The sequence below is a fragment of the Peribacillus frigoritolerans genome, from assembly GCF_001636405.1.
Taxonomy (GTDB): domain Bacteria; phylum Bacillota; class Bacilli; order Bacillales; family DSM-1321; genus Peribacillus; species Peribacillus frigoritolerans.
On sequence record NZ_KV440950.1, the window covers coordinates 2,103,492 to 2,123,542 of the forward strand.

At 41.9% G+C, this 20,051-nt stretch carries 20 protein-coding genes and 1 other annotated feature; all 20 genes read left to right on the forward strand.

Features of this window, described 5'->3' with window-relative positions; genetic code table 11:
• The first annotated feature begins 15 nt into the window (after window positions 1–15).
• The 20 genes from yqfD (at window position 16) to A6755_RS10345 (ending at window position 20,008) form a co-directional block, all read left to right on the forward strand.
• On the forward strand, window positions 16–1,203 hold the full coding sequence (gene yqfD, locus A6755_RS10255; protein ID WP_063590602.1) for a sporulation protein YqfD: 1,188 nt from the start codon (window positions 16–18) through the stop codon (window positions 1,201–1,203).
• Window positions 1,204–1,206: 3 nt separating this feature from the next.
• On the forward strand, window positions 1,207–2,169 hold the full coding sequence (locus tag A6755_RS10260) for a PhoH family protein (protein ID WP_063590603.1): 963 nt from the start codon (window positions 1,207–1,209) through the stop codon (window positions 2,167–2,169).
• Window positions 2,170–2,358: 189 nt separating this feature from the next.
• A complete protein-coding gene (locus A6755_RS10265; RefSeq protein WP_063590604.1) occupies window positions 2,359–4,524 on the forward strand; it encodes an HD family phosphohydrolase in 2,166 nt (721 codons plus the stop codon).
• Window positions 4,521–4,997, forward strand: coding sequence for an rRNA maturation RNase YbeY (gene ybeY / locus A6755_RS10270; RefSeq protein WP_063590605.1), 477 nt, complete (start codon window positions 4,521–4,523; stop codon window positions 4,995–4,997). The genes A6755_RS10265 and ybeY overlap by 4 nt, the downstream gene beginning before the upstream one ends.
• Window positions 4,975–5,352 (forward strand): diacylglycerol kinase family protein, encoded by a 378-nt coding sequence (locus A6755_RS10275; protein ID WP_034308499.1) that lies wholly within the window; start codon window positions 4,975–4,977, stop codon window positions 5,350–5,352. Before ybeY ends, A6755_RS10275 begins: the two co-directional genes overlap by 23 nt.
• A gap of 39 nt (window positions 5,353–5,391) precedes the next feature.
• On the forward strand, window positions 5,392–5,790 hold the full coding sequence (locus A6755_RS10280) for a cytidine deaminase (protein WP_048685709.1): 399 nt from the start codon (window positions 5,392–5,394) through the stop codon (window positions 5,788–5,790).
• Window positions 5,783–6,712 (forward strand): GTPase Era, encoded by a 930-nt coding sequence (gene era / locus A6755_RS10285; protein ID WP_063590606.1) that lies wholly within the window; start codon window positions 5,783–5,785, stop codon window positions 6,710–6,712. Before A6755_RS10280 ends, era begins: the two co-directional genes overlap by 8 nt.
• A 99-nt stretch (window positions 6,713–6,811) precedes the next feature.
• Window positions 6,812–6,955, forward strand: coding sequence for a YqzL family protein (locus tag A6755_RS25695; RefSeq protein ID WP_065310843.1), 144 nt, complete (start codon window positions 6,812–6,814; stop codon window positions 6,953–6,955).
• 33 nt (window positions 6,956–6,988) lie between these two features.
• Entirely contained in the window at window positions 6,989–7,741 is a 753-nt protein-coding gene (recO, locus tag A6755_RS10290; RefSeq protein ID WP_063590607.1) for a DNA repair protein RecO, read from the forward strand.
• A 58-nt stretch (window positions 7,742–7,799) separates the two neighbouring features.
• Window positions 7,800–7,976: a binding site (T-box leader), on the forward strand.
• A gap of 95 nt (window positions 7,977–8,071) precedes the next feature.
• Window positions 8,072–8,968, forward strand: coding sequence for a glycine--tRNA ligase subunit alpha (gene glyQ, locus A6755_RS10295; protein ID WP_034308488.1), 897 nt, complete (start codon window positions 8,072–8,074; stop codon window positions 8,966–8,968).
• Entirely contained in the window at window positions 8,955–11,024 is a 2,070-nt protein-coding gene (gene glyS, locus A6755_RS10300; protein ID WP_063590608.1) for a glycine--tRNA ligase subunit beta, read from the forward strand. The genes glyQ and glyS overlap by 14 nt, the downstream gene beginning before the upstream one ends.
• A 161-nt stretch (window positions 11,025–11,185) precedes the next feature.
• Entirely contained in the window at window positions 11,186–11,824 is a 639-nt protein-coding gene (ccpN, locus tag A6755_RS10305; RefSeq protein ID WP_034308483.1) for a transcriptional regulator CcpN, read from the forward strand.
• Window positions 11,825–11,852: 28 nt separating this feature from the next.
• A complete protein-coding gene (locus tag A6755_RS10310; RefSeq protein ID WP_034311346.1) occupies window positions 11,853–12,662 on the forward strand; it encodes a pyruvate, water dikinase regulatory protein in 810 nt (269 codons plus the stop codon).
• A gap of 511 nt (window positions 12,663–13,173) precedes the next feature.
• Window positions 13,174–13,629 (forward strand): YaiI/YqxD family protein, encoded by a 456-nt coding sequence (locus A6755_RS10315; protein WP_034311344.1) that lies wholly within the window; start codon window positions 13,174–13,176, stop codon window positions 13,627–13,629.
• A 51-nt stretch (window positions 13,630–13,680) separates the two neighbouring features.
• Window positions 13,681–15,486, forward strand: a complete 1,806-nt coding sequence (dnaG, locus tag A6755_RS10320) for a DNA primase (RefSeq protein WP_098185749.1) — start codon at window positions 13,681–13,683, stop codon at window positions 15,484–15,486.
• A 35-nt stretch (window positions 15,487–15,521) separates the two neighbouring features.
• Window positions 15,522–16,655: an RNA polymerase sigma factor RpoD gene (gene rpoD / locus A6755_RS10325; protein ID WP_034308477.1), complete on the forward strand. Its 1,134-nt coding sequence runs from the start codon at window positions 15,522–15,524 to the stop codon at window positions 16,653–16,655.
• A gap of 178 nt (window positions 16,656–16,833) precedes the next feature.
• Window positions 16,834–17,364, forward strand: a complete 531-nt coding sequence (locus A6755_RS10330) for a hypothetical protein (protein ID WP_063590610.1) — start codon at window positions 16,834–16,836, stop codon at window positions 17,362–17,364.
• A gap of 235 nt (window positions 17,365–17,599) precedes the next feature.
• A complete protein-coding gene (cccA, locus tag A6755_RS10335; protein ID WP_034308472.1) occupies window positions 17,600–17,968 on the forward strand; it encodes a cytochrome c550 in 369 nt (122 codons plus the stop codon).
• 217 nt (window positions 17,969–18,185) lie between these two features.
• Complete coding sequence (locus A6755_RS10340; protein ID WP_063592507.1) at window positions 18,186–18,893, forward strand: tRNA (adenine(22)-N(1))-methyltransferase; 708 nt, start codon at window positions 18,186–18,188, stop codon at window positions 18,891–18,893.
• On the forward strand, window positions 18,890–20,008 hold the full coding sequence (locus A6755_RS10345; RefSeq protein ID WP_034308466.1) for a Nif3-like dinuclear metal center hexameric protein: 1,119 nt from the start codon (window positions 18,890–18,892) through the stop codon (window positions 20,006–20,008). Before A6755_RS10340 ends, A6755_RS10345 begins: the two co-directional genes overlap by 4 nt.
• Window positions 20,009–20,051: the final 43 nt, after the last annotated feature.

The window sequence follows — 20,051 nt, forward strand, 5'->3', positions numbered from 1 at the left end:
TCCCGGGAGGTCTCCATGAAAAACCAATGGACAAACTATTATACAGGCTATGTAAAGGTGAAGGCTTATGGAAAAGGTGCAGAACGGTTAATTAATATGCTGACGAGAAGGGGGCTTCATATCTGGGATGTGAAGCGTGTCGGAAGTGAAGCCCTGATTTTCCATATGGATATCAGGGATATCCCCAAACTCCGTCAGGTCATGCGTAAGAGTGATTGTAAAGTAAAGTTCATGCAGGGAAAGGGTTTCCCTTTCCTGATGAAGAGAGTCATGAAAAACAGCGGGTTTTTAGCGGGGATGATCGCTTTCCTGCTATGTATATTTGTACTTTCCAATATGGTATGGGGCATCGAGGTTCGAGATGCCAAACCGGCAACCGAGCATGCCATCCGGAAAGAATTGGACAAGATGGGCGTGAAGATCGGTAAAGTGCAATTCTTTGTTGATGATGTGGATACGATTCAGCGTAAGCTGTCGGACCGGATCGGTGCATTGACATGGGTGGGGGTCGAGCTAAAGGGAACGACATATCATTTTCGGGTTGTGGAAAAACGGCAGCCTAAAGAGGTCGAGAAAACATCTCCACAGAATTTGGTAGCATCAAAAAAAGCGATCATCGCTGATATGTTCGTTGAAAAAGGACAATCTATTGTTAATGTGAATGATTATGTAGGAAAAGGACAACTTCTTGTTTCAGGATTGATTGGTAAAGAGGATAAACAGGAAATTGTATCCGCAAAGGGAGTAATAAAAGGGAAAACGTGGTATAAAGCGAAAGTGGAAGTTCCGTTAAAAACCAAGTTTTCCGTTTTTAACGGAGATGAAACGAGCAAGCACTTTTTGAAAATGGGGGGCTTTTCCCTCCCGGTATGGGGCTTCAAGGATCCGGGATATGAAAAACAGGAAAAGGAAACGACAGTGAGGCCTTTTCACTTTCTTCAATGGGAAATGCCGATTTCTTATAAACAAGTGACCTTAAGGAGCAAGGAAGATATTGTACGAAGCTATACGGAGAAAGAAGCGGTGGAGGAAGGCCGGAAAATGGCTAAAGCGGAATTAAAAAAACATTTAGACGAGGAAGATGAAATCGTCGAAGAAAAAATTTTGCACGAAAGCATGGAGAATGGTAAAGTTAAATTGTCTATACATTACCAAGTTATTGAAGATATAGCGATTGGACAGCCAATCATTCAAGGAGACTAACGAATGGCAGATGATGTGAAAGTAATTAAGCTCGAAATCGAATCACCCAATGAAGCGGTCGCGTTATTGGGCAATGGAGATTCAAATGTAAAAGTGCTCGAAGAGGAACTTGGCATTTCCGTCATAACCCGAGGTGAAGCGGTGAGTGTTGCCGGGGATATCGAGCGGGTAACGATGGGGGAGGAAATCCTCAAGGCATTATTGACTGTAGTCAGAAAAGGAATTGCAATCAGTTCCAGAGATGTGCTTTATGCAATTGAATTGGCAAGAAAAGGCACATTGGAGTATTTCGGTGAATTATATGATGAGGAAATCGCTAAAACGGCTAAGGGGAAATCCATTAAAGTCAAAACAATCGGGCAGAGATACTATATCCAGGCAATAAAGAAACAGGATCTTGTGTTTGGAATTGGGCCTGCCGGAACCGGGAAGACCTATCTTGCTGTAGTGATGGCCATCAATGCTTTGAAAAATGGACATGTTAAACGGATCATCCTGACACGGCCTGCCGTCGAAGCGGGGGAGAGCCTAGGTTTCCTGCCTGGTGATCTGAAGGAAAAGGTAGATCCTTATCTAAGGCCGCTGTATGACGCTCTCCATGACCTCCTGGGGATGGAACAGACGCAAAGGATGATAGAGCGCGGAACGATCGAAATAGCTCCCCTGGCTTATATGAGGGGGCGTACGCTTGAAGATGCCTTTGTCATATTGGATGAAGCCCAGAATACGACGGAAGCCCAAATGAAGATGTTCTTGACCAGGCTTGGTTTCGGATCGAAAATGGTCATTACGGGAGACCGGACCCAGATTGACCTTCCTAAAGGCATGAAGTCAGGTCTTGTCCGGGTAGAAGAGATATTGAAGAATGTTAAAGGCCTTTCCTTTGTTTATTTTGAACAAAGTGATGTAGTAAGGCATCCGCTTGTCGCTAAAATCATTACTGCTTACGAGCAGGCGAAGTCATAAGAAAAAATCCGCCATTTCAATCGGCGGATTTTTCGTGATGTGTCTAAATGACGAACTTTATGGTGAAAAAGTGGATATGAAATGACAGAACCTTTACATTTATCAATACGAAGGTGAAAATTCAAATGAAAACTGTTATGATTTTACATATCTAGAATAATAAACATCATTTTTTTAGGAGGACCTTCCTTGAATCGTATCCAGAAATTTTTCACTCAAATAAAAGGGCTGTTGGTCCATCGTTTTTTTCAAGTGCTTTTGTTCATCATGCTTGGTTTGTTTGCGTATGGTTTAATGTTCTCCAATGTGAAGCCGGAAAGGGTTCAGGTAGAGCTTTTTAAGCCTGCGGAACAAACGATCCGATCAACCAAGACTGTGGAAGATACCTATAAGACGGAACAGGAAAAAGAAGAGATTTCAAAACAGGTGGCGGATGTTTATTCTTTAAAAAAAGAATATGCCAAAAATAAAGTCGATCTGATTTCATCCATTTTCGATTCAGCGATTGAGGTGAATAAAGAAACGGACCCCGATGAAGATCATAAAGAAGATGAGGATAAAAAAGAGACCGTAAAGACGGATGCTCAAAAAGTTTCGATATTAAAAGAAAAATTGACTGATGAAGTGAATAAAAATATCGAGGAATCCGTTTTCCTTGCATTAGTGCAGGCGGATGAAGATGAGTTGAAAATAGCGAAGGATTCGACCATTACGGCAGTGAATAATGTGATGAGCTCCCGAATCGCTGCAAGTGACGTCGAAAATGCCAAGAAAAAGGTTGTAGAGGAATTGGGTTATATGAGCATTAGTGGCGATATGAAAAAAGCCTCCACTTCCCTTGCGCGTACGGCAATCATTCAGAATGTATTTTTCGATAAGGACAAAACCGAGGAACAGCGAAGGAAAGCGGTTGAAAGCGTGGAGCCGATCAGAATCCTTCAAGGTCAGATCATCGTTGAAGAAAATCAGTTAGTGGACAGGGATGTATATAGGCAGCTTGAACTGGCAGGCTTCTTAAGTACGGAGTCCACCATTTACCCGTATATCGGCCTGCTGTTATTCATATTCCTGACTTTTGCCGCTTTTTATTATTATTTCTACTATTCCGTTTCCAAAAAGGATAACAAGTACAATCAGTTATTGATCTTCAGTCTTGTCTTTATCCTTTCAATGGCTACCATGAAAACGGTCAGCATTCTGGCAGACCTGAAAAACTCGAACTTGGAATACATTTTTCCGGGTGCCATGGCGGCGATGCTCATCAAGATATTATTGAATGATAGGTTAGCGGTAGCAATGATCATATTATTAGGTTCGTATGGTACGATTATATTTAATGGTGATACACCTGGAAATCTGGATTTCTCGATGGGGCTTTATATCATTTTCGGGGGATTGACGGCAATCATCATCCTATCCAGGCCCAATTTCAAATCAAAGGTGCTGGTAGCGGGGCTGCTGTTGTCTTTAATCAATATGGCATTTGTTTTTTCGCTCATCTTTATTATGGACAGCCATTATACTAGAATGGAGTACTTGTATTATGCTTCTGCTGCCATAGGTTCTGGAGTGGGTGCAGCCGTTTTGACAATGGGCCTGTTACCGTTTTTCGAGGCTGGTTTCGGGATTTTATCATCGATTAAGCTTATTGAGCTCGCGAATCCCAATCATCCGTTATTGCGGAAGATCTTGATTGAGGCGCCGGGGACATATCATCATAGTGTAATGGTCGCCAATTTGGCGGAATCGGCTTGTGAAGCCATCGGCTCGAATGGCTTGCTGGCAAGGGTCGGCAGTTATTATCATGATATCGGTAAAACGAAGCGGCCGCACTTCTTCATCGAAAATCAGATGAGTGAAGAGAACCCGCATGATCGGCTGCAGCCGGAAACGAGCAGGGATATCATAATTTCCCATGCCGTAGATGGCGGGGAGATGCTGCGCAGTCACAAATTCCCGAAAGAGATTGTGGATATTGCAGAGCAGCATCATGGGACCACATTATTGAAATTTTTCTACCATAAGGCAAAAAAACAGGATGAGGCCACACTCGAGGCGGCCTATCGATATCCCGGGCCGAGGGCGTTAATGAAGGAAGTGGCCGTCATCGGCATAGCCGATAGTGTGGAGGCTGCAGTGAGATCGATGAAGCACCCAACTCCGGAGAAGATTGAAGAGCTGGTAAGTTTCATCATTCAGGACAGGATTTCTGATGGACAATTTGATGAATGTGACATTACTATGAGAGAATTAAGTATCGTGAAGCATTCCTTATGTGAATCGCTGAATGGTATCTTCCACTCCAGGATTGAATATCCGGAGCCGGATAAATTAGGACAGAAGGTGAAAGAATGATTTTAGCTATCGATTTAATGGATGAAACGAATGAAGTAACGGAGGAAGCTCAGCAGCTTGTTGAAAGCATTCTTCAATTTGCGGCAAGAAAAGAAAACATTGAAAAAGACACCGAGCTGTCTGTTACATTTGTAGACAATGATAGGATTCGGGAAATCAATAAAGAATATCGTCATAAAGATTCAGCTACAGATGTCATTTCTTTTGCGCTTGAAGAAATGGGAGAAGATGAGGTGGAAATTGTCGGAGCGGAAATGCCCCGCATGTTAGGAGATATCATCATTTCCATTGAACGCACGAAAGAACAAGCTAAAGAATATGGTCATTCATTTGACCGGGAACTTGGATTTTTAGCACTGCATGGTTTTCTTCATTTATTGGGATTCGACCACATGAATGAAGAAGATGAAAAAGTGATGTTCACAAAACAAAAGGAGATCTTGGAAGAATATGGACTTTCAAGAGAAGGATAAAAAAAAGTATCCTTTATTAAAAAGTTTCTCTTTCGCCTGTCAGGGAATTTTGGAGGCTGTTCGGACTGAACGCAATATCAAGATTCATTTCGCGTTAACGGCAATCGTCGTATTCTTTGGTTGGCACTTCTCATTGAATGGGATGGAGTGGCTTTTCATTTTGGCGGCCATAGCCGGTACGATTACGTTGGAGCTCGTTAATTCCGCGATTGAAAGGGTAGTGGACCTGGTAACGGACCAAATCCATCCGCTTGCCAAGCAGGCAAAAGATATTGCAGCCGGAGCTGTATTCATATATGCTATATTTTCTATAATAGTTGGATTGATTATCTTTTTGCCTAAGGTTGGCCTGTAGGTTGCCGAAATGGTACTCAATTTGAAAGGAAGATGTGAATTGAATACAAAAGAATTGATTGAGGAAGCTAAAAAAGCAAGGGATAAAGCTTATGTGCCTTACTCCAAGTTTAAGGTGGGGGCAGCCCTTTTAACCGCTGATGGAAAGGTCTATCATGGTTGTAATATAGAAAATGCTGCATACAGCATGTGTAATTGCGCCGAAAGGACAGCTTTATTCAGCGCTTATGCCCATGACGATAAAAAATTCACCAAACTTGCAGTCGTGGCGGATACCGATGGTCCCGTCGCTCCATGCGGGGCATGCAGGCAGGTTATTTCAGAACTGTGCGAAAAGGATATGCCGGTCGTTTTGACCAACTTACATGGGGATATAAAAGAACTAACAGTACAGGAATTGCTTCCAGGAGCTTTTTCACCGGAGGATTTAAATGGATAAACTATTTGACGATACACAAGTAAAAGGTTACAAATCAGGTTTCATTTCAATAATTGGACGACCTAATGTAGGAAAAAGTACATTTCTGAATCGGGTCATCGGTCAAAAGATCGCCATTATGAGTGATAAACCGCAAACTACAAGAAATAAGGTCCAGGGTGTACTTACGCAAAACGATTCACAAATGATTTTCATCGATACACCCGGCATTCATAAACCAAAGCATAAGCTTGGCGACTTCATGATGAAAGTGGCAACGAATACATTGAAGGAAGTCGATTTGATTCTCTTCATGATCAATGCGACTGAAGGGTACGGACGCGGGGACGAGTTTATCATCGAAAAACTTCAATCCGTAAAAACGCCTGTTTTCCTGGTCGTAAACAAAATCGATGCGATGCATCCAGATGATTTACTTCCGATCATTGAAAAATACCAACAGCTTTACCCTTTTGCGGCAGTCGTCCCGATTTCTGCGCTTGAAGGAAATAATGTGGATACACTGCTTGAACAAATCAAAGATCATCTGCCTGAAGGTCCCCAGTTCTATCCAGCTGACCAAGTGACCGACCATCCGGAACGTTTTATCATTTCGGAATTGGTCCGTGAGAAGGTGCTGCACCTGACACGGGAAGAAATTCCACATTCAGTGGCTGTTGTCATCGATTCAATTAAAAAGATGGACAATAGCGACACCATCAATGTCATGGCGACTATCGTTGTTGAACGGGATTCACAAAAAGGCATTGTCATCGGAAAGCAAGGGAAAATGCTTAAAGAAGTCGGCAGCCGTGCCAGGGTGGATATCGAAAACCTATTGGGCTCTAAAGTTTTCTTGGAACTGTGGGTGAAGGTACAGAAGGATTGGCGTAATAAAGCAAGCCAGCTTCGCGATTACGGCTTCAATGAAAGCGAGTATTAATTAACAAAATTTACGCATCATGAAAGTTAGGAAAACGGTCAAGCTAATCATATGGTCGGATATTCATATTGCTAGTTAAAAATGAAAGGTGGGCTTTATATGTTGGATTTTACCTGGGAATTATTCACTGAAACAGGTAATGTGGACACCTATTTGCTGTTTAAGGAGATAGAAGTCGAAAGACAGGAAAGACACTTGGGATTGAATGATGAGCTAGCAGAAATTGATTTTCCTGTTTCATAGGTTAGCCTTGGCGAGCATGGGTGGTGTCTTGGTATGCTCCAAAAATGTGAGGGCATTGTCATAAGGCGAACTGCATATGGAGAAAATAACAAAATCATTACTATATATACCCGTGAGCTAGGGAAAATTGGCGTCATGGCGAGAGGGGCCAGTAAACCTAACAGCAGGCTTTCTGCCGTCACACAGCTTTTTTGCTCCGGGTATTTTCTTGTAACCACATCAACCGGACTCGGCAGTCTTCAGCAAGGCGAAATGGTCGATTCACTCCGTTTCATAAGGGAGGATCTTTTTGCCACCGCTTATGCTTCATATATTGTTGAATTGCTTGATAAAAGCGTCGAGGATAAGAAACCAAATCCATATTTGTATGAATTGCTTTCGCAAACCTTGCATTACATAAACGAGGAATATGACGCGGAGGTTTTGACATTCATTTTTGAAATGAAGATGCTGCCCGTCAATGGGATTAACCCAGTGTTGAATCAGTGTGCCGTATGTGGTGAAACGGAAGGGGAATTCTCCTTCTCGCTTCGGGAAGCGGGCTTTATTTGTCACCGCTGTCTGGGGAAAGACCCTTATCATTTTAAAATTTCACCTGCAGCCGTCAAATTGCTTCGTGTTTTTTATTATTTAGATTTATCAAGGCTCGGAAACATTTCCGTCAAGCCTGAAACGAAAAAAGAACTGCGGAAGATCATCGATGCATATTATGAGGAATATTCCGGTCTGCTTTTGAAATCAAAAAAGTTCCTGAAACAGATTGATACGATGAAAGATATGTTTTAGGTTCTGACCTATTGACATTCCATGCTAGTTTGTATAAAATTCTAATCATCAAAATAAGAAGATTGCGTTGATGGAAAAGAGTATCTGTCATTCTCCATAAAAAGCGAACCCGGGACGGTGGAAGCCGGGATATGGATTTACAGGGAAGGGCGTTTCCGGAGCATGTTGCTTTGAAAAGAGGCCGTTTTGTAAACGGCAATTAGGGTGGAACCGCGGGTATACTCTCGTCCCTATGCATTTCGCATAGGGACGGGAGTTTTTTGTTTGCCAAAATGTAATGGGTTTCCGACCTATAATCTAAAAGCCGTTTAAATAACCTGGAGGTGTACGATGAATATTCAAAATATGATTTTAACGTTACAAAAGCATTGGTCTGAGCAAGGCTGCATATTGATGAATGCTTATGATGTCGAGAAAGGGGCAGGTACGATGAGCCCATACACGTTCCTGAGAGCCATTGGACCGGAGCCTTGGAGCGTGGCTTACGTAGAGCCTTCCCGCCGTCCGGCTGACGGTCGTTATGGTGAGAACCCTAATCGACTGTATCAGCATCATCAGTTCCAAGTGATCATGAAGCCGTCGCCTGACAATATCCAAGAGTTGTATTTGGATTCATTACGTGCTTTAGGGATAAATCCGCTCGAGCATGATATTCGCTTTGTGGAGGACAATTGGGAAAATCCATCTCTAGGGTGTGCCGGACTCGGTTGGGAAGTGTGGCTTGATGGAATGGAAATCACCCAATTTACATATTTCCAACAGGTGGGCGGCCTTGAGTGTAAACCGGTTTCCGTGGAAATTACATACGGGATCGAACGTCTCGCCTCTTACATTCAAGATAAGGAAAACGTATTTGACCTAGAATGGACAGATGGATTCACTGTTCGCGATATATTTGGTCAGCCGGAATACGAACATTCGAAATATACGTTCGAAACCTCCGACCTTGACATGCTGTTTCAGCTTTTCACGATGTATGAAAAGGAAGCGCATCGACAAATGGAAGAAGGACTTGTACATCCTGCATATGATTATGTTTTGAAATGTTCCCATACATTTAACCTTTTGGATGCCAAAGGTGCCATCTCGGTGACGGAAAGAACGGGTTATATTGCCCGGTGCCGTAACTTAGCGCGTAAGGTTGCCAAAACCTTCTATGAAGAGCGGGAAAAATTAGGCTTCCCGATCCTGAAAGTGAAAGGGGAGAATACAAATGAGCAAGCGTGATTTGTTATTGGAGATTGGATTGGAAGAGCTGCCTGCCCGTTTTGTGACAGCATCAATGAAACAGTTGTCAGATAAAGTGCAGAAATGGCTAACGGAAAAAGCGATAGAATTCGGGACGGTTGAAGCTTTTTCCACACCAAGACGTTTGGCCGTATTGGTGAAGGACGTGGAAGAATCCCAAAAGGATATCGAAGAAGAGGCAAAAGGTCCGGCCAAAAAAATCGCGTTGGACAGTGAAGGCAACTGGTCTAAAGCAGCATTGGGATTCGTCAGGGGTCAAGGCATGACTTCAGAGGACATTTATTTTAAAGAACTCAAGGGTGTGGAATATGTCCATGTGAATAAATTCATAAAAGGACAGCAGACCGTTCAGCTTTTATCTGAGCTTGGTGAAATCATCAGCGGCATGACGTTCCCGAAAAATATGCGCTGGGCCAATCAGGAGCTTCGCTTCGTCCGTCCGATTAAATGGCTGATTGCCTTATTTGGCAATGAAATAGTGCCATTCAGCATTGCTGATGTGGAAACGGGCCGTGAAACAAAAGGACATCGTTTCTTAGGCAATAGCGCCATCATCGAGCAGCCGGAACGGTACGAAGATACGCTGACAGAACAATTTGTAATGGCAGATCCAGATAAACGCCGGCAAGTAATATTGGATCAGATTAAAGAGCTTGAGCAGGAGAAAGGCTGGATCATCCCTGTCGATGAAGATCTGCTTGAAGAGGTAAATAATTTGGTAGAGTATCCAACGGTGTTATTTGGACATTTTGAAGAAGAATTCCTTGAGCTTCCTGCTGAGGTACTTATCACATCAATGAAGGAACACCAACGTTATTTCCCTGTTAAAGATCAGGAAGGGAACCTGCTTGCTTACTTTGTAACCGTGCGCAACGGCGATGACCGCCATTTGGATAAGGTTTCTAAAGGTAATGAAAAAGTATTGCGTGCCCGCTTATCGGATGCAGCATTTTTCTATAAAGAAGATCAGAAAAAAGAGATTTCGGATGCTTTGAAAAAGCTTGACAGCATCGTTTATCATGAAGAAATCGGTACATTGGCCGAGAAAACTGCCCGGGTAACTGAAGTGACCGGTGCTCTTGCGGATGCTTTGAATTTAAAGGCGGAAAAAGAAATGGCGCTTCGTACAGCGGCAATTGCCAAGTTCGATTTGGTAAGTAATATGGTTTATGAATTCCCTGAATTGCAAGGGTATATGGGTGAAAAATATGCTCTCTTAAAAGGGGAAGCCAAAGAAGTGGCCGCGGCTATCAATGAACATTATATGCCAAGGCATGCGGATGATGATGTACCGCCTTCAGTCATTGGCGCGGTTGTGAGTTTGGCTGAAAAAATTGATACTTTGTCTTCGTTCTTCGCTATTGGCGTCATTCCGACAGGTTCCCAGGATCCTTACGCATTAAGAAGGCAGGCGAGCGGTGTCGTCCAAATTCTAGCTGAGAAGAAATGGAATATTTCATTAGAGGAGCTTATTGTTTTAGGTCTTAAAGGACCGGAATCAAAAGGTATCTTAAAACGTGATCTTGAAGAAGTTAAAGCGGATATGTTCACATTCTTTAAAGCACGTGTCAAACACATGCTTCAAGAACAGCAAATCCGTTACGATTTGATTGACGCAGTTTTGTTCAATGAAATCGGTTATATCCACTCAATCGTGGAACGTGCACATGTATTGGATGCGAAAAAAGAAGAAGCAGGCTTTAAGGAAAGCCTGGAAGCTTTAAGCCGGGTCATGAACATTGCCGTAAAATGTGACAATCAGGTGACAGTCGACCCTGCTGCCTTTGAAAATGATCAAGAAAATGCGTTATATGTAAAATATCAAAAAGTGGCAATGCGTTATATGGAATCTAAAGATGAGAATGAGCGGTTTGAAGAGCTTGTTTCGCTTCAATCGGAAATAGAGTCATATTTCGAGAATACAATGGTCATGGCAGAGGATGAAGCAATCCGCAACAACCGTTTATCCTTAATGAAGGAAATCAGTGATTTGGTTGCAGGTTTTGCTGCCATGAATAAAATCATCCTTACATGATCGAAAGGATGTATGGAATCGGAAACCCTTTGAATATGGGTTTCCGATTTCTTAAAAAGATAAATGGTCAATAAATAGGACAAAAATGCCCTAATTAAATTATTTAGTATATAATTATTAAATGAATAACTTTTGTTACTTTACTCTGCGAAAGCAGTGGGGTGGTGATTATAATCCAATTGAATAAGCGTCAGGAACAAATTTTACAAATTGTAAAAGAAAACGGACCGATTACTGGAGAACATATTGCGGATAGATTGAACCTTACCAGGGCGACACTTCGCCCGGATTTAGCGATTTTAACGATGGCAGGTTTTCTTGATGCCCGGCCCAGAGTGGGGTATTTCTATACAGGCAGGTCAGGGACACAGCTTTTGACAGATAGCCTTAACCATCTTTATGTACGGGACTACCAATCGATACCTGTCGTCGTTGACGAGGGCATTTCCGTATACGATGCAATCGTCATGATGTTTTTAGAAGATGTCGGAACAATGTTCGTCGTCGATAAGCATGCATTGCTTGTTGGTGTCTTATCAAGGAAAGACTTATTGCGTGCGAGTATTGGGAAACAAGAGCTTAACTCCATTCCAGTCAATATCATCATGACTAGGATGCCCAATATTACAATGTGTTCAAAAGAAGACCTTTTGATTGATGTTGCCAAAAAACTGATTGATAAACAAATCGACTCATTACCGGTCGTCAAAGACACAGAAAAGGGCTATGAAGTAATTGGAAGGATTACAAAAACCAATATTACGAAAGCATTCGTAGCTTTGGCTGATGAAGGCTATTAGGGGGCTTGCAAAAGGAATGACGGAGAATATGAACGGTTCTATTATATATGTTGTATCGGATTCAGTAGGGGAAACAGCGGAATTGGTCACAAAAGCCGCTGCAAGCCAGTTCTCGGGATCTGCTTTTTCCATAAAGAGAATTCCGTATATTGAAGATGAACAAAACGTGGATGAAGTGATATCACTGGCTAAGTTGGATGGGGCGATCATTGCTTATACTCTGGTGAAGCCAGCAATTAGAGCGTATATGAAGGCACAGGTCGAGAAAGAAAACCTGGCTGCTTATGACATTTTAGGGCCGCTCATGGACATCCTTCAGGAAAGGGCTCCAAAAGGTCCGCTTAATGAACCTGGTCTGGTAAGAAAGCTGGATGATGACTATTTCAAGCGTGTGGAAGCAATTGAATTTGCTGTAAAATATGATGATGGACGTGACCCTCGCGGCATTTTACGTGCAGATATCGTCCTTGTGGGTGTTTCACGCACTTCCAAAACGCCATTATCACAATATTTAGCCCACAAACGCTATAAAGTGGCGAACGTACCTTTAGTGCCTGAAGTGGAACCGCCAGAAGAGCTGTTCCTGGTACCTCCTGAAAAATGCATTGGTTTAAAGATCAGCCCGGAAAAGCTGAACCATATTCGTAAAGAACGATTAAAGTCACTTGGGCTCAATGATCATGCCATTTACGCAAATGTGGAGCGCATAAAAGAAGAATTGACATACTTTGATAAAATCATATCAAGGCTGAATTGTCCTATCATTGATGTAACCAATAAAGCTGTTGAAGAGACAGCCAATTTAATCATCAATATCCTTCAAAACAAAAACCGTTGATCCTTAAATTAAGGCAAATCAAAATGTGAGCTAGACACTCTATGTGTCAGCTCACATTTTAATGCCAAGGTCAAATAAGGGATTAATAAGAATAAATTCAAAATAATTACATAAAATTCCTCTTAGTTTCCACGTGCAAATCCATTGATTTGCATGAAAACACATTCGGGATTTAAATGTTGGCATCTTCTAATTAAATAGACTATAATAAAAAATTGTGAGAAAAAAGTAATCTTAAGGTTTAGACTTAATTAATAAGGAATAAACTAAAGGTTAATGAGATGTCAAGGTTTTTATCATAAAAATAATTCGACATGTTCCGTATAATTCAGGAAGGGCTGGTCTTTTTCAAGGCAAATGAGGTGCTTTCACTTGCATAAACAGGTATTCTTTGAAGGATAATGTTTGCTCTTTTAGAGGGAACGCTCTGAATCATGCTGGAAATTCACCATATCTTCATAAAGTTTAGGGGAGAAAAAGGATTATGCAGAAAGATGTAGAATTAGAAGGTATGAATAATAAACCTACGATACACGTCGATGCCGATGCATGCCCGGTGAAAGACGAAATCCTTCATTGTGCAAGTTTGCACGAAATTGAAGTCTGTTTTGTTGCATCATATAAAAATATGATGAATAACCCTGAAGGTAAATGGGTATATGTCGATGCAGACAAAGAAGCGGCAGATCTTTATATAGTAAACTCAGTAAAAAAGGGTGATATTGTCGTTACTGCAGATATTGGTTTGGCTGGGACACTGCTTCCTAAAAACGTTTATGTCCTTTCGCCAAGGGGAAAAGAATACACGGAAGAGAATATTTTCATGCTCTTGGATATGCGTTATCAGTCGGCGAAACTCCGCAGGCAGGGTAAGCATACGAAAGGGCCGAAAGCATTCACAAAGGAAGATCGTGCATGTTTTACAAATAAACTCATGAAAACATTGTCGAACTTTGCAGGGAATTAGGAAACAGTATCGAATAAGAAACTATCACCAATATTGCAAGGTGGAAAAATGATAAATGGCCGTATAGAAGATGAGAAAATTAATCAAATTCGTGAAGCTGTTGACATTGTTGATTTAATTGGGGAGTATGTCCAGCTGAAGAAGCAGGGGCGCAATTACTTTGGCCTATGTCCTTTTCATGGTGAAAACTCGCCCTCGTTTTCCGTTTCAACGGAAAAACAAATCTTTCACTGTTTCGGTTGCGGGGCAGGCGGAAATATTTTTACCTTCTTAATGGATATAGAAGGCTACAGCTTTGTGGAATCTGCAAAAGTTTTAGCTGAAAAAGGAAATGTTCCTTTGGAAGTTGAAATCAATAAGGATTCCAAGCGTTCCAACATGCCGGCAGGCGCTCAGCAAATGATTGAAGCCCATGACCTGCTGAGGAAGTTTTATCATCATCTCCTCGTTAATACGAAAGAGGGGCAGGATGCTCTTGAATATTTACTTAAACGAGGGTTTACTGAAGAGACGATAGAAAAGTTCCAAATTGGCTACTCTTTGGATTCATGGGACTTCGTTTCCAAGTTTCTTTTAAAACGCGGGTTTCCAGCGGAATACATGGAGCAGGCAGGGCTTATTATTTTCAGGGAAAAAGACGAGTCATATTTTGACCGTTTCAGAAATAGAGTCATGTTTCCAATTATGGATCATCAAGGAAATACGATTGCGTTTTCAGGAAGAGCGATGGGGGACGATGAGCCCAAATATTTGAATAGTCCTGAAACGCCAATCTTTAATAAAAGTAAAACTTTATATAATTTCCATCATGCAAGACCGCACATACGAAAGAAAGAACAAGCAGTCATTTTTGAAGGCTTTGCCGATTGCATTTCAGCAGTTGGCGCAGGTGTGGAGAATGCGGTCGCTACAATGGGCACTGCCCTGACGGACCAGCATATCCAGCTTTTAAAAAGAAATACTGACCAGATACTTATTTGCTACGATTCGGACTCAGCGGGATTGAACGCTGCCAATCGTGCAGTCAATATGTTACAGGACCATGAGTTTTCCGTGAAAGTCGCTCTCATGCCTGATAACCTGGACCCCGATGACTACATAAAGGAATTCGGTGAAAAAAGCTTTGTTTCTGAAGTAATAGGGGCCAGTTTAACCTACATGGCATTCAAAATGCATTATTTGCGTCGAGGGAAAAATGTAAATAATGAAGGAGATCGAATTCAATATATCGAAGAAGTCCTTAAAGAAATTTCGCGATTGCCCAATGCAGTGGAGAGGGATCATTATCTCCGGCAGCTATCCTCTGAATTTTCCCTTTCATTGGATGCGCTGGAACAGCAGCAGCGTCAGGTGTTCTTTACGGAACGCAAGAAGGGGACATTGCCGCAGCCAGCAGCCCAAAAGAAAATGGCCCTGCAATATGAGCATAAGTTAAAACCTGCTCACCATAATGCTGAAACGAAGTTGATTGCCCATATGCTGAAAAGCAGGGATATGACTTTCAAAATTCAGCAGTTGCTTGGGCAAACGGTCTTTCATGTAGATGAACATCAGGCAATCATCACCTATTTATATGCGTTCTATGAAGATGGACACGAACCGGATACAAGCTTTTTCCTTACTTATTTACCGGATCCAAACTTGAGAAGGATCGTTTCGGAAATAGAAATGATGTCAGTGAATGAGGAAGTTACCGATAAAGAACTGACCGATTGTATAAATCAAGTGTTGAAATATGAAAAGTTGTTAAAGATAAAAGAAAAACAAGTTGAAGAAAAAGATGCAGTTAGACGAAGTGATTATGTCACTGCTGCACAAATTGCCATGGAAATCATTAAATTGCGTAAAATGTTGTAGTCGTTTAGGTGTAAGTCCTGGAAGGAGGGGAACTAATGGCTGAAAAACCAGCACGTTCCAAACAAGTTGATAATGAATTTAGCCTTGAACAGGTGAAAGAAAAACTACTAGAGCTAGGTAAAAAACGAGGCTCTTTGACTTTAGAAAAAATCGCTGAAATGATTGGCGGTTTTGAGTTGGATTCCGATCAAATGGATGAGTTCTATGAGGTGTTAGCAGAAAACGGCGTCGAAATACTCACTGATGGTGAGGAAGACGAAGATGAAGATGATCCAGATGAGAAGAAACTTGCAAAAGAAGAAGAGTTTGACTTAAATGATTTAAGTGTTCCTCCTGGCGTGAAAATTAATGACCCAGTACGCATGTATTTAAAGGAAATTGGCCGGGTCGACCTTTTATCGGCAGAAGAGGAAATCTCTTTGGCGACGAGAATTGAAGATGGAGATGAAGAAGCGAAACGCCGTTTGGCAGAAGCTAACCTACGTCTTGTTGTCAGTATCGCCAAGCGTTATGTCGGACGCGGAATGCTTTTCCTTGATTTGATTCAGGAAGGTAATATGGGACTTATCAAAGCTGTGGAAAAATTTGATTACCGCAAGGGATTCAAATTCAGTACGTATGCAACATGGTGGATTCGCCAAGCGATAACCCGTGCCATTGCCGACCAAGCAAGAACGATCCGGATACCGGTGCATATGGTGGAAACCATCAATAAATTGATTCGTGTCCAAAGACAGCTTCTTCAGGATTTAGGACGTGAACCTTCACCGGAAGAAATTGCGGAGGACATGGACCTGACTCCCGAAAAAGTTCGTGAAATCTTGAAAATAGCTCAGGAGCCTGTTTCATTGGAAACGCCAATAGGTGAAGAAGACGATTCACATTTAGGTGATTTCATTGAAGATCAGGATGCGACTTCCCCATCGGAGCATGCAGCATATGAACTATTGAAAGAACAGCTTGAAGACGTATTGGATACTCTTACTGACCGTGAAGAGAACGTCTTGAGACTCCGCTTTGGACTTGATGATGGCCGTACCCGTACACTTGAAGAGGTAGGTAAAGTGTTTGGGGTCACCCGCGAGCGTATCCGTCAAATCGAAGCGAAGGCGCTGCGTAAACTGAGACATCCAAGCCGAAGCAAACGATTGAAAGATTTCCTTGAATAGAATATATGCCCTTAACAGAGCCCTCTTTGAATGCCCAGCGTTCGGGAGCGGCTCTTTTTTTCAATTCCGATGTAAAAAAATCCTAATCAGGACAATAGTTATCCATTTTTCCATATAACGGAAAAAGATTTAAAAGCTAAGCCGTTAAAAAGGAGTTCATCATGAGGATGTGAGATTCATGGATGAAATGAGAAAGAAAATCATCATTCAAGAAATAAACTCTTGGAAGGAAAGTCGTATGCTTCCGGAGCAATATTGTAATTACCTGCTTGCATTATACGGTCAAGGCGAACTGCCGCCATCAAAATCGAATGAAACCGCGAGCAAAAAAAACGACATCTTTTTCGGGGTGTTGATTGGAACTTTTTTTGCATTTATTGTATTTTTGAATTATTTTACTGAAATAACCATAAGAATGCAAATGCTTATGACAACAATTTCAATACTTGTCTTTGGGCTGGCAGTCCGCCGCTTAAAAGGCAGGAAAATCATTTTTCAGATGGCGTTGATGGGGATGGTACTATCATTGCTTTTATTAACAGTCAGTTTGGCGGAATTCATGGCACCCGGCAAAGCGGGTATCCTTTATATTTTCTTATTCATTAATTGCGGATTCTGGATTTTATTGGGCTATAAGCTGAAGCTGCTCCATTTTTCCATAGTGGGAAGCTTTGGAGCACTGGTCACTCTTTACTTTTTAATATTATAATTCAAGGAAATTCCAGCGGTTTTAAATAATGATTTTTGGGTATTATGAAACATATGTAAGAAAAAGTAAAATTGTTTGGAAATATACATAAGTTTTTGACAATTTTAAGAAATTATATAATATCTTCTATTTTTGGGCTTTTACTTGAAACTCTTTTCAAGTAAAATAATATATAGCTGTTTGTATATAATATTAAATATGGTAAGTTTAGGTTCTACATAGGGGAGGAAATACTATGAATCGCAATCCAGTAATGCCTTTTATTATTATCATGGTTTTTGGTATTGGACTTATGTTTTTACTTTCGTTTAAAGGTTTGGGTGATGCCAAAGATCTTGCCAAGGAAAAAGAGGGCGGCGAAAAGACAGAAGAAACAGAAAGTGCCTCAGCATCACCTGAGGACATTTATAAGCAAAACTGTATCTCTTGTCATGGTGACGCCTATCAAGGCGGTGTCGGGCCTGCTCTAAAAGGAGTTGGCGATCGCCTGTCGGTGGACGAGGTTAAAGACGTGATCACTAATGGACGAGGTGCAATGCCACCAGGTTTAGTCGAAGAACAGAACATTGACGCCATGGCCGAATATATTCATGGACTGAAATAATTCATGAAACTGACTCAAGAAATCGTTGGAAAGCGAACTTTTTGAGTCAGTTTTTCATTTATTCAGAAAAGGGAGAATCCAGATTGCAGTTTTTCTTTTGCCCATGTATAGAAAGAACCCTATTTCTCCTTTCTGTAATTTTTCGATTGAACTTGGTATAATCGAATGGGAAAGTAATTATAGCAAGACATTATTTGAATTAAGAGAGTTGATAAATATGAATCATGAAAAACTATCGATGAGATTAGAACGTGTTGCCATACATATACCAAAAGGAAGCATCCTGGCAGACATAGGATCAGACCATGCTTACTTGCCGTGCTATGCGGTGACTAACGGCTTGTGTGCCAGCGCCATAGCAGGTGAGGTTGTAGAAGGACCCTATCAGTCAGCACGCAAGCAAGTGGCAATGACGGGTCTTGGAGACAAGATAGAGGTCCGTAAAGGAGATGGGCTTGAAGTATTGAATCCCGATGAAGCGACATGCATTACGATTGCAGGCATGGGAGGGACTTTAATATCAAGTATATTGGAAAGCGGAAAAGCGAAACTCGGCAAGGCAGAAAGGCTGATCCTTCAGCCTAATGTCGGTGCAGCGAATGTTCGCAGCTGGCTGATCGAAAATGGCTGGGAGCTTTTTGGAGAGGAGATCCTTGAGGAAGATGGGAAGATCTATGAGATCTTAATTGCCAAAAAAGGAGACCCGCTCCGCCCTTATGGTGTAAACAAGCAAACGGGCCTCACTTTTGGTCCATTCTTAAGAGAGCAATTCAGTGAAATTTTCATAAAAAAATGGCAGCTTGAGAAAAAACATTTGGAGAGAATCATCGAACAATTGGATGAAAGCGGAAGAAGCGGACTGGAAACGAAGCGCAATGAATTGAAGTCCCAAATTTCGGTAATCGAGGAGGTGCTTAAAGGTTGAAGACAGTGAATGGTCACAAAATCATTGAGATGTTTGAACAATTCTCCCCAAAGCATTATGCAATGGAGGGAGATCCAATCGGGCTGCATGTCGGGCAGTTAAATAAGCCGGTTACTAAAGTGCTGATTGCCCTTGATGTGCTGGAAGAGGTTGTAGACGAAGCGATCGAACATGGCGTGGAATTGATCATTGCCCACCATCCGTTAATTTACCGACCATTGAAAAAGATCGATACAAACACAGCTGGAGGCCGCATTATCGAAAAGCTGATCAAACATGATATCGCTGTTTATGCTGCACATACCAATTTGGATGTTGCTAAGGGCGGAGTGAATGATTTACTTGCCGAAGCGCTTCAATTGCAGGACACAGAGGTATTGATTCCAACCTATGAGACAGCTCTTAAGAAATTGGTCGTATATGTTCCAAAGACCGACGAACAAAAGGTGAGGGAAGCCTTGGGCAAGGCGGGGGCCGGAGCGATCGGGAACTACAGCAATTGTTCGTTTTCGGGGGAAGGTACCGGACGCTTCTTGCCAGGTGAAGGCAGTGAACCGGTTATCGGCTCTGAAGGAAGGCTTGAAGAAGTAGCTGAAATGCGGATTGAAACGATATTCCCGGAAAATATCGAGAAGAAAGTACTAGCTGCGATGATTAAAGCTCATCCATATGAAGAGGTTGCTTACGATATATATAAACTGGAGAATAAAGGGGAGTCACTTGGCTTAGGAAAGATTGGTGTACTTGCCGAAGAAATGACGCTTGAACAATTTTCCGAACATGTGAAGCGGACACTCGATGTTGAAAAGGTGCGTGTCGTGGGAGATCTGCAAAGTCCGATAAAAAAAGTGGCCGTTTTGGGCGGAGACGGCAATAAATACTTTACGACAGCAAAATTCAAGGGTGCTGATGTTTACGTTACAGGTGATATGTATTACCATACAGCCCATGACGCGATGATGATTGGACTGAATATCGTCGATCCCGGCCACAATGTTGAAAAGGTGATGAAAAAAGGGGTGGCACGATTCCTTGAAAAAACGTGCCGCGAAAAGAACTGCGATGTGGAATTCATTCCATCCAGGCTGAATACAGACCCATTCCGCTTCATTTGATAACACGAAAAAGGCAGCCTAGTGGCTGCCTTTGAATTTGTGC

Excerpts from the sequence above, each read along its gene's own strand:
- A6755_RS10310 (WP_034311346.1), top strand. The coding sequence starts at position 11,853 with ATGAACGGTTCTATTATATATGTTGTATCGGATTCAGTAGGGGAAACA.
- recO (WP_063590607.1), top strand. The coding sequence starts at position 6,989 with ATGCTCCAAAAATGTGAGGGCATTGTCATAAGGCGAACTGCATATGGA.
- A6755_RS10275 (WP_034308499.1), top strand. The coding sequence starts at position 4,975 with ATGGACTTTCAAGAGAAGGATAAAAAAAAGTATCCTTTATTAAAAAGT.
- glyS (WP_063590608.1), top strand. The coding sequence starts at position 8,955 with ATGAGCAAGCGTGATTTGTTATTGGAGATTGGATTGGAAGAGCTGCCT.
- A6755_RS10340 (WP_063592507.1), top strand. The coding sequence starts at position 18,186 with ATGAATCATGAAAAACTATCGATGAGATTAGAACGTGTTGCCATACAT.
- rpoD (WP_034308477.1), top strand. The coding sequence starts at position 15,522 with ATGGCTGAAAAACCAGCACGTTCCAAACAAGTTGATAATGAATTTAGC.
- A6755_RS10330 (WP_063590610.1), top strand. The coding sequence starts at position 16,834 with ATGGATGAAATGAGAAAGAAAATCATCATTCAAGAAATAAACTCTTGG.
- yqfD (WP_063590602.1), top strand. The coding sequence starts at position 16 with ATGAAAAACCAATGGACAAACTATTATACAGGCTATGTAAAGGTGAAG.
- A6755_RS25695 (WP_065310843.1), top strand. The coding sequence starts at position 6,812 with ATGTTGGATTTTACCTGGGAATTATTCACTGAAACAGGTAATGTGGAC.
- ybeY (WP_063590605.1), top strand. The coding sequence starts at position 4,521 with ATGATTTTAGCTATCGATTTAATGGATGAAACGAATGAAGTAACGGAG.
- cccA (WP_034308472.1), top strand. The coding sequence starts at position 17,600 with ATGAATCGCAATCCAGTAATGCCTTTTATTATTATCATGGTTTTTGGT.
- A6755_RS10315 (WP_034311344.1), top strand. The coding sequence starts at position 13,174 with ATGAATAATAAACCTACGATACACGTCGATGCCGATGCATGCCCGGTG.
- era (WP_063590606.1), top strand. The coding sequence starts at position 5,783 with ATGGATAAACTATTTGACGATACACAAGTAAAAGGTTACAAATCAGGT.
- A6755_RS10260 (WP_063590603.1), top strand. The coding sequence starts at position 1,207 with ATGGCAGATGATGTGAAAGTAATTAAGCTCGAAATCGAATCACCCAAT.
- glyQ (WP_034308488.1), top strand. The coding sequence starts at position 8,072 with ATGAATATTCAAAATATGATTTTAACGTTACAAAAGCATTGGTCTGAG.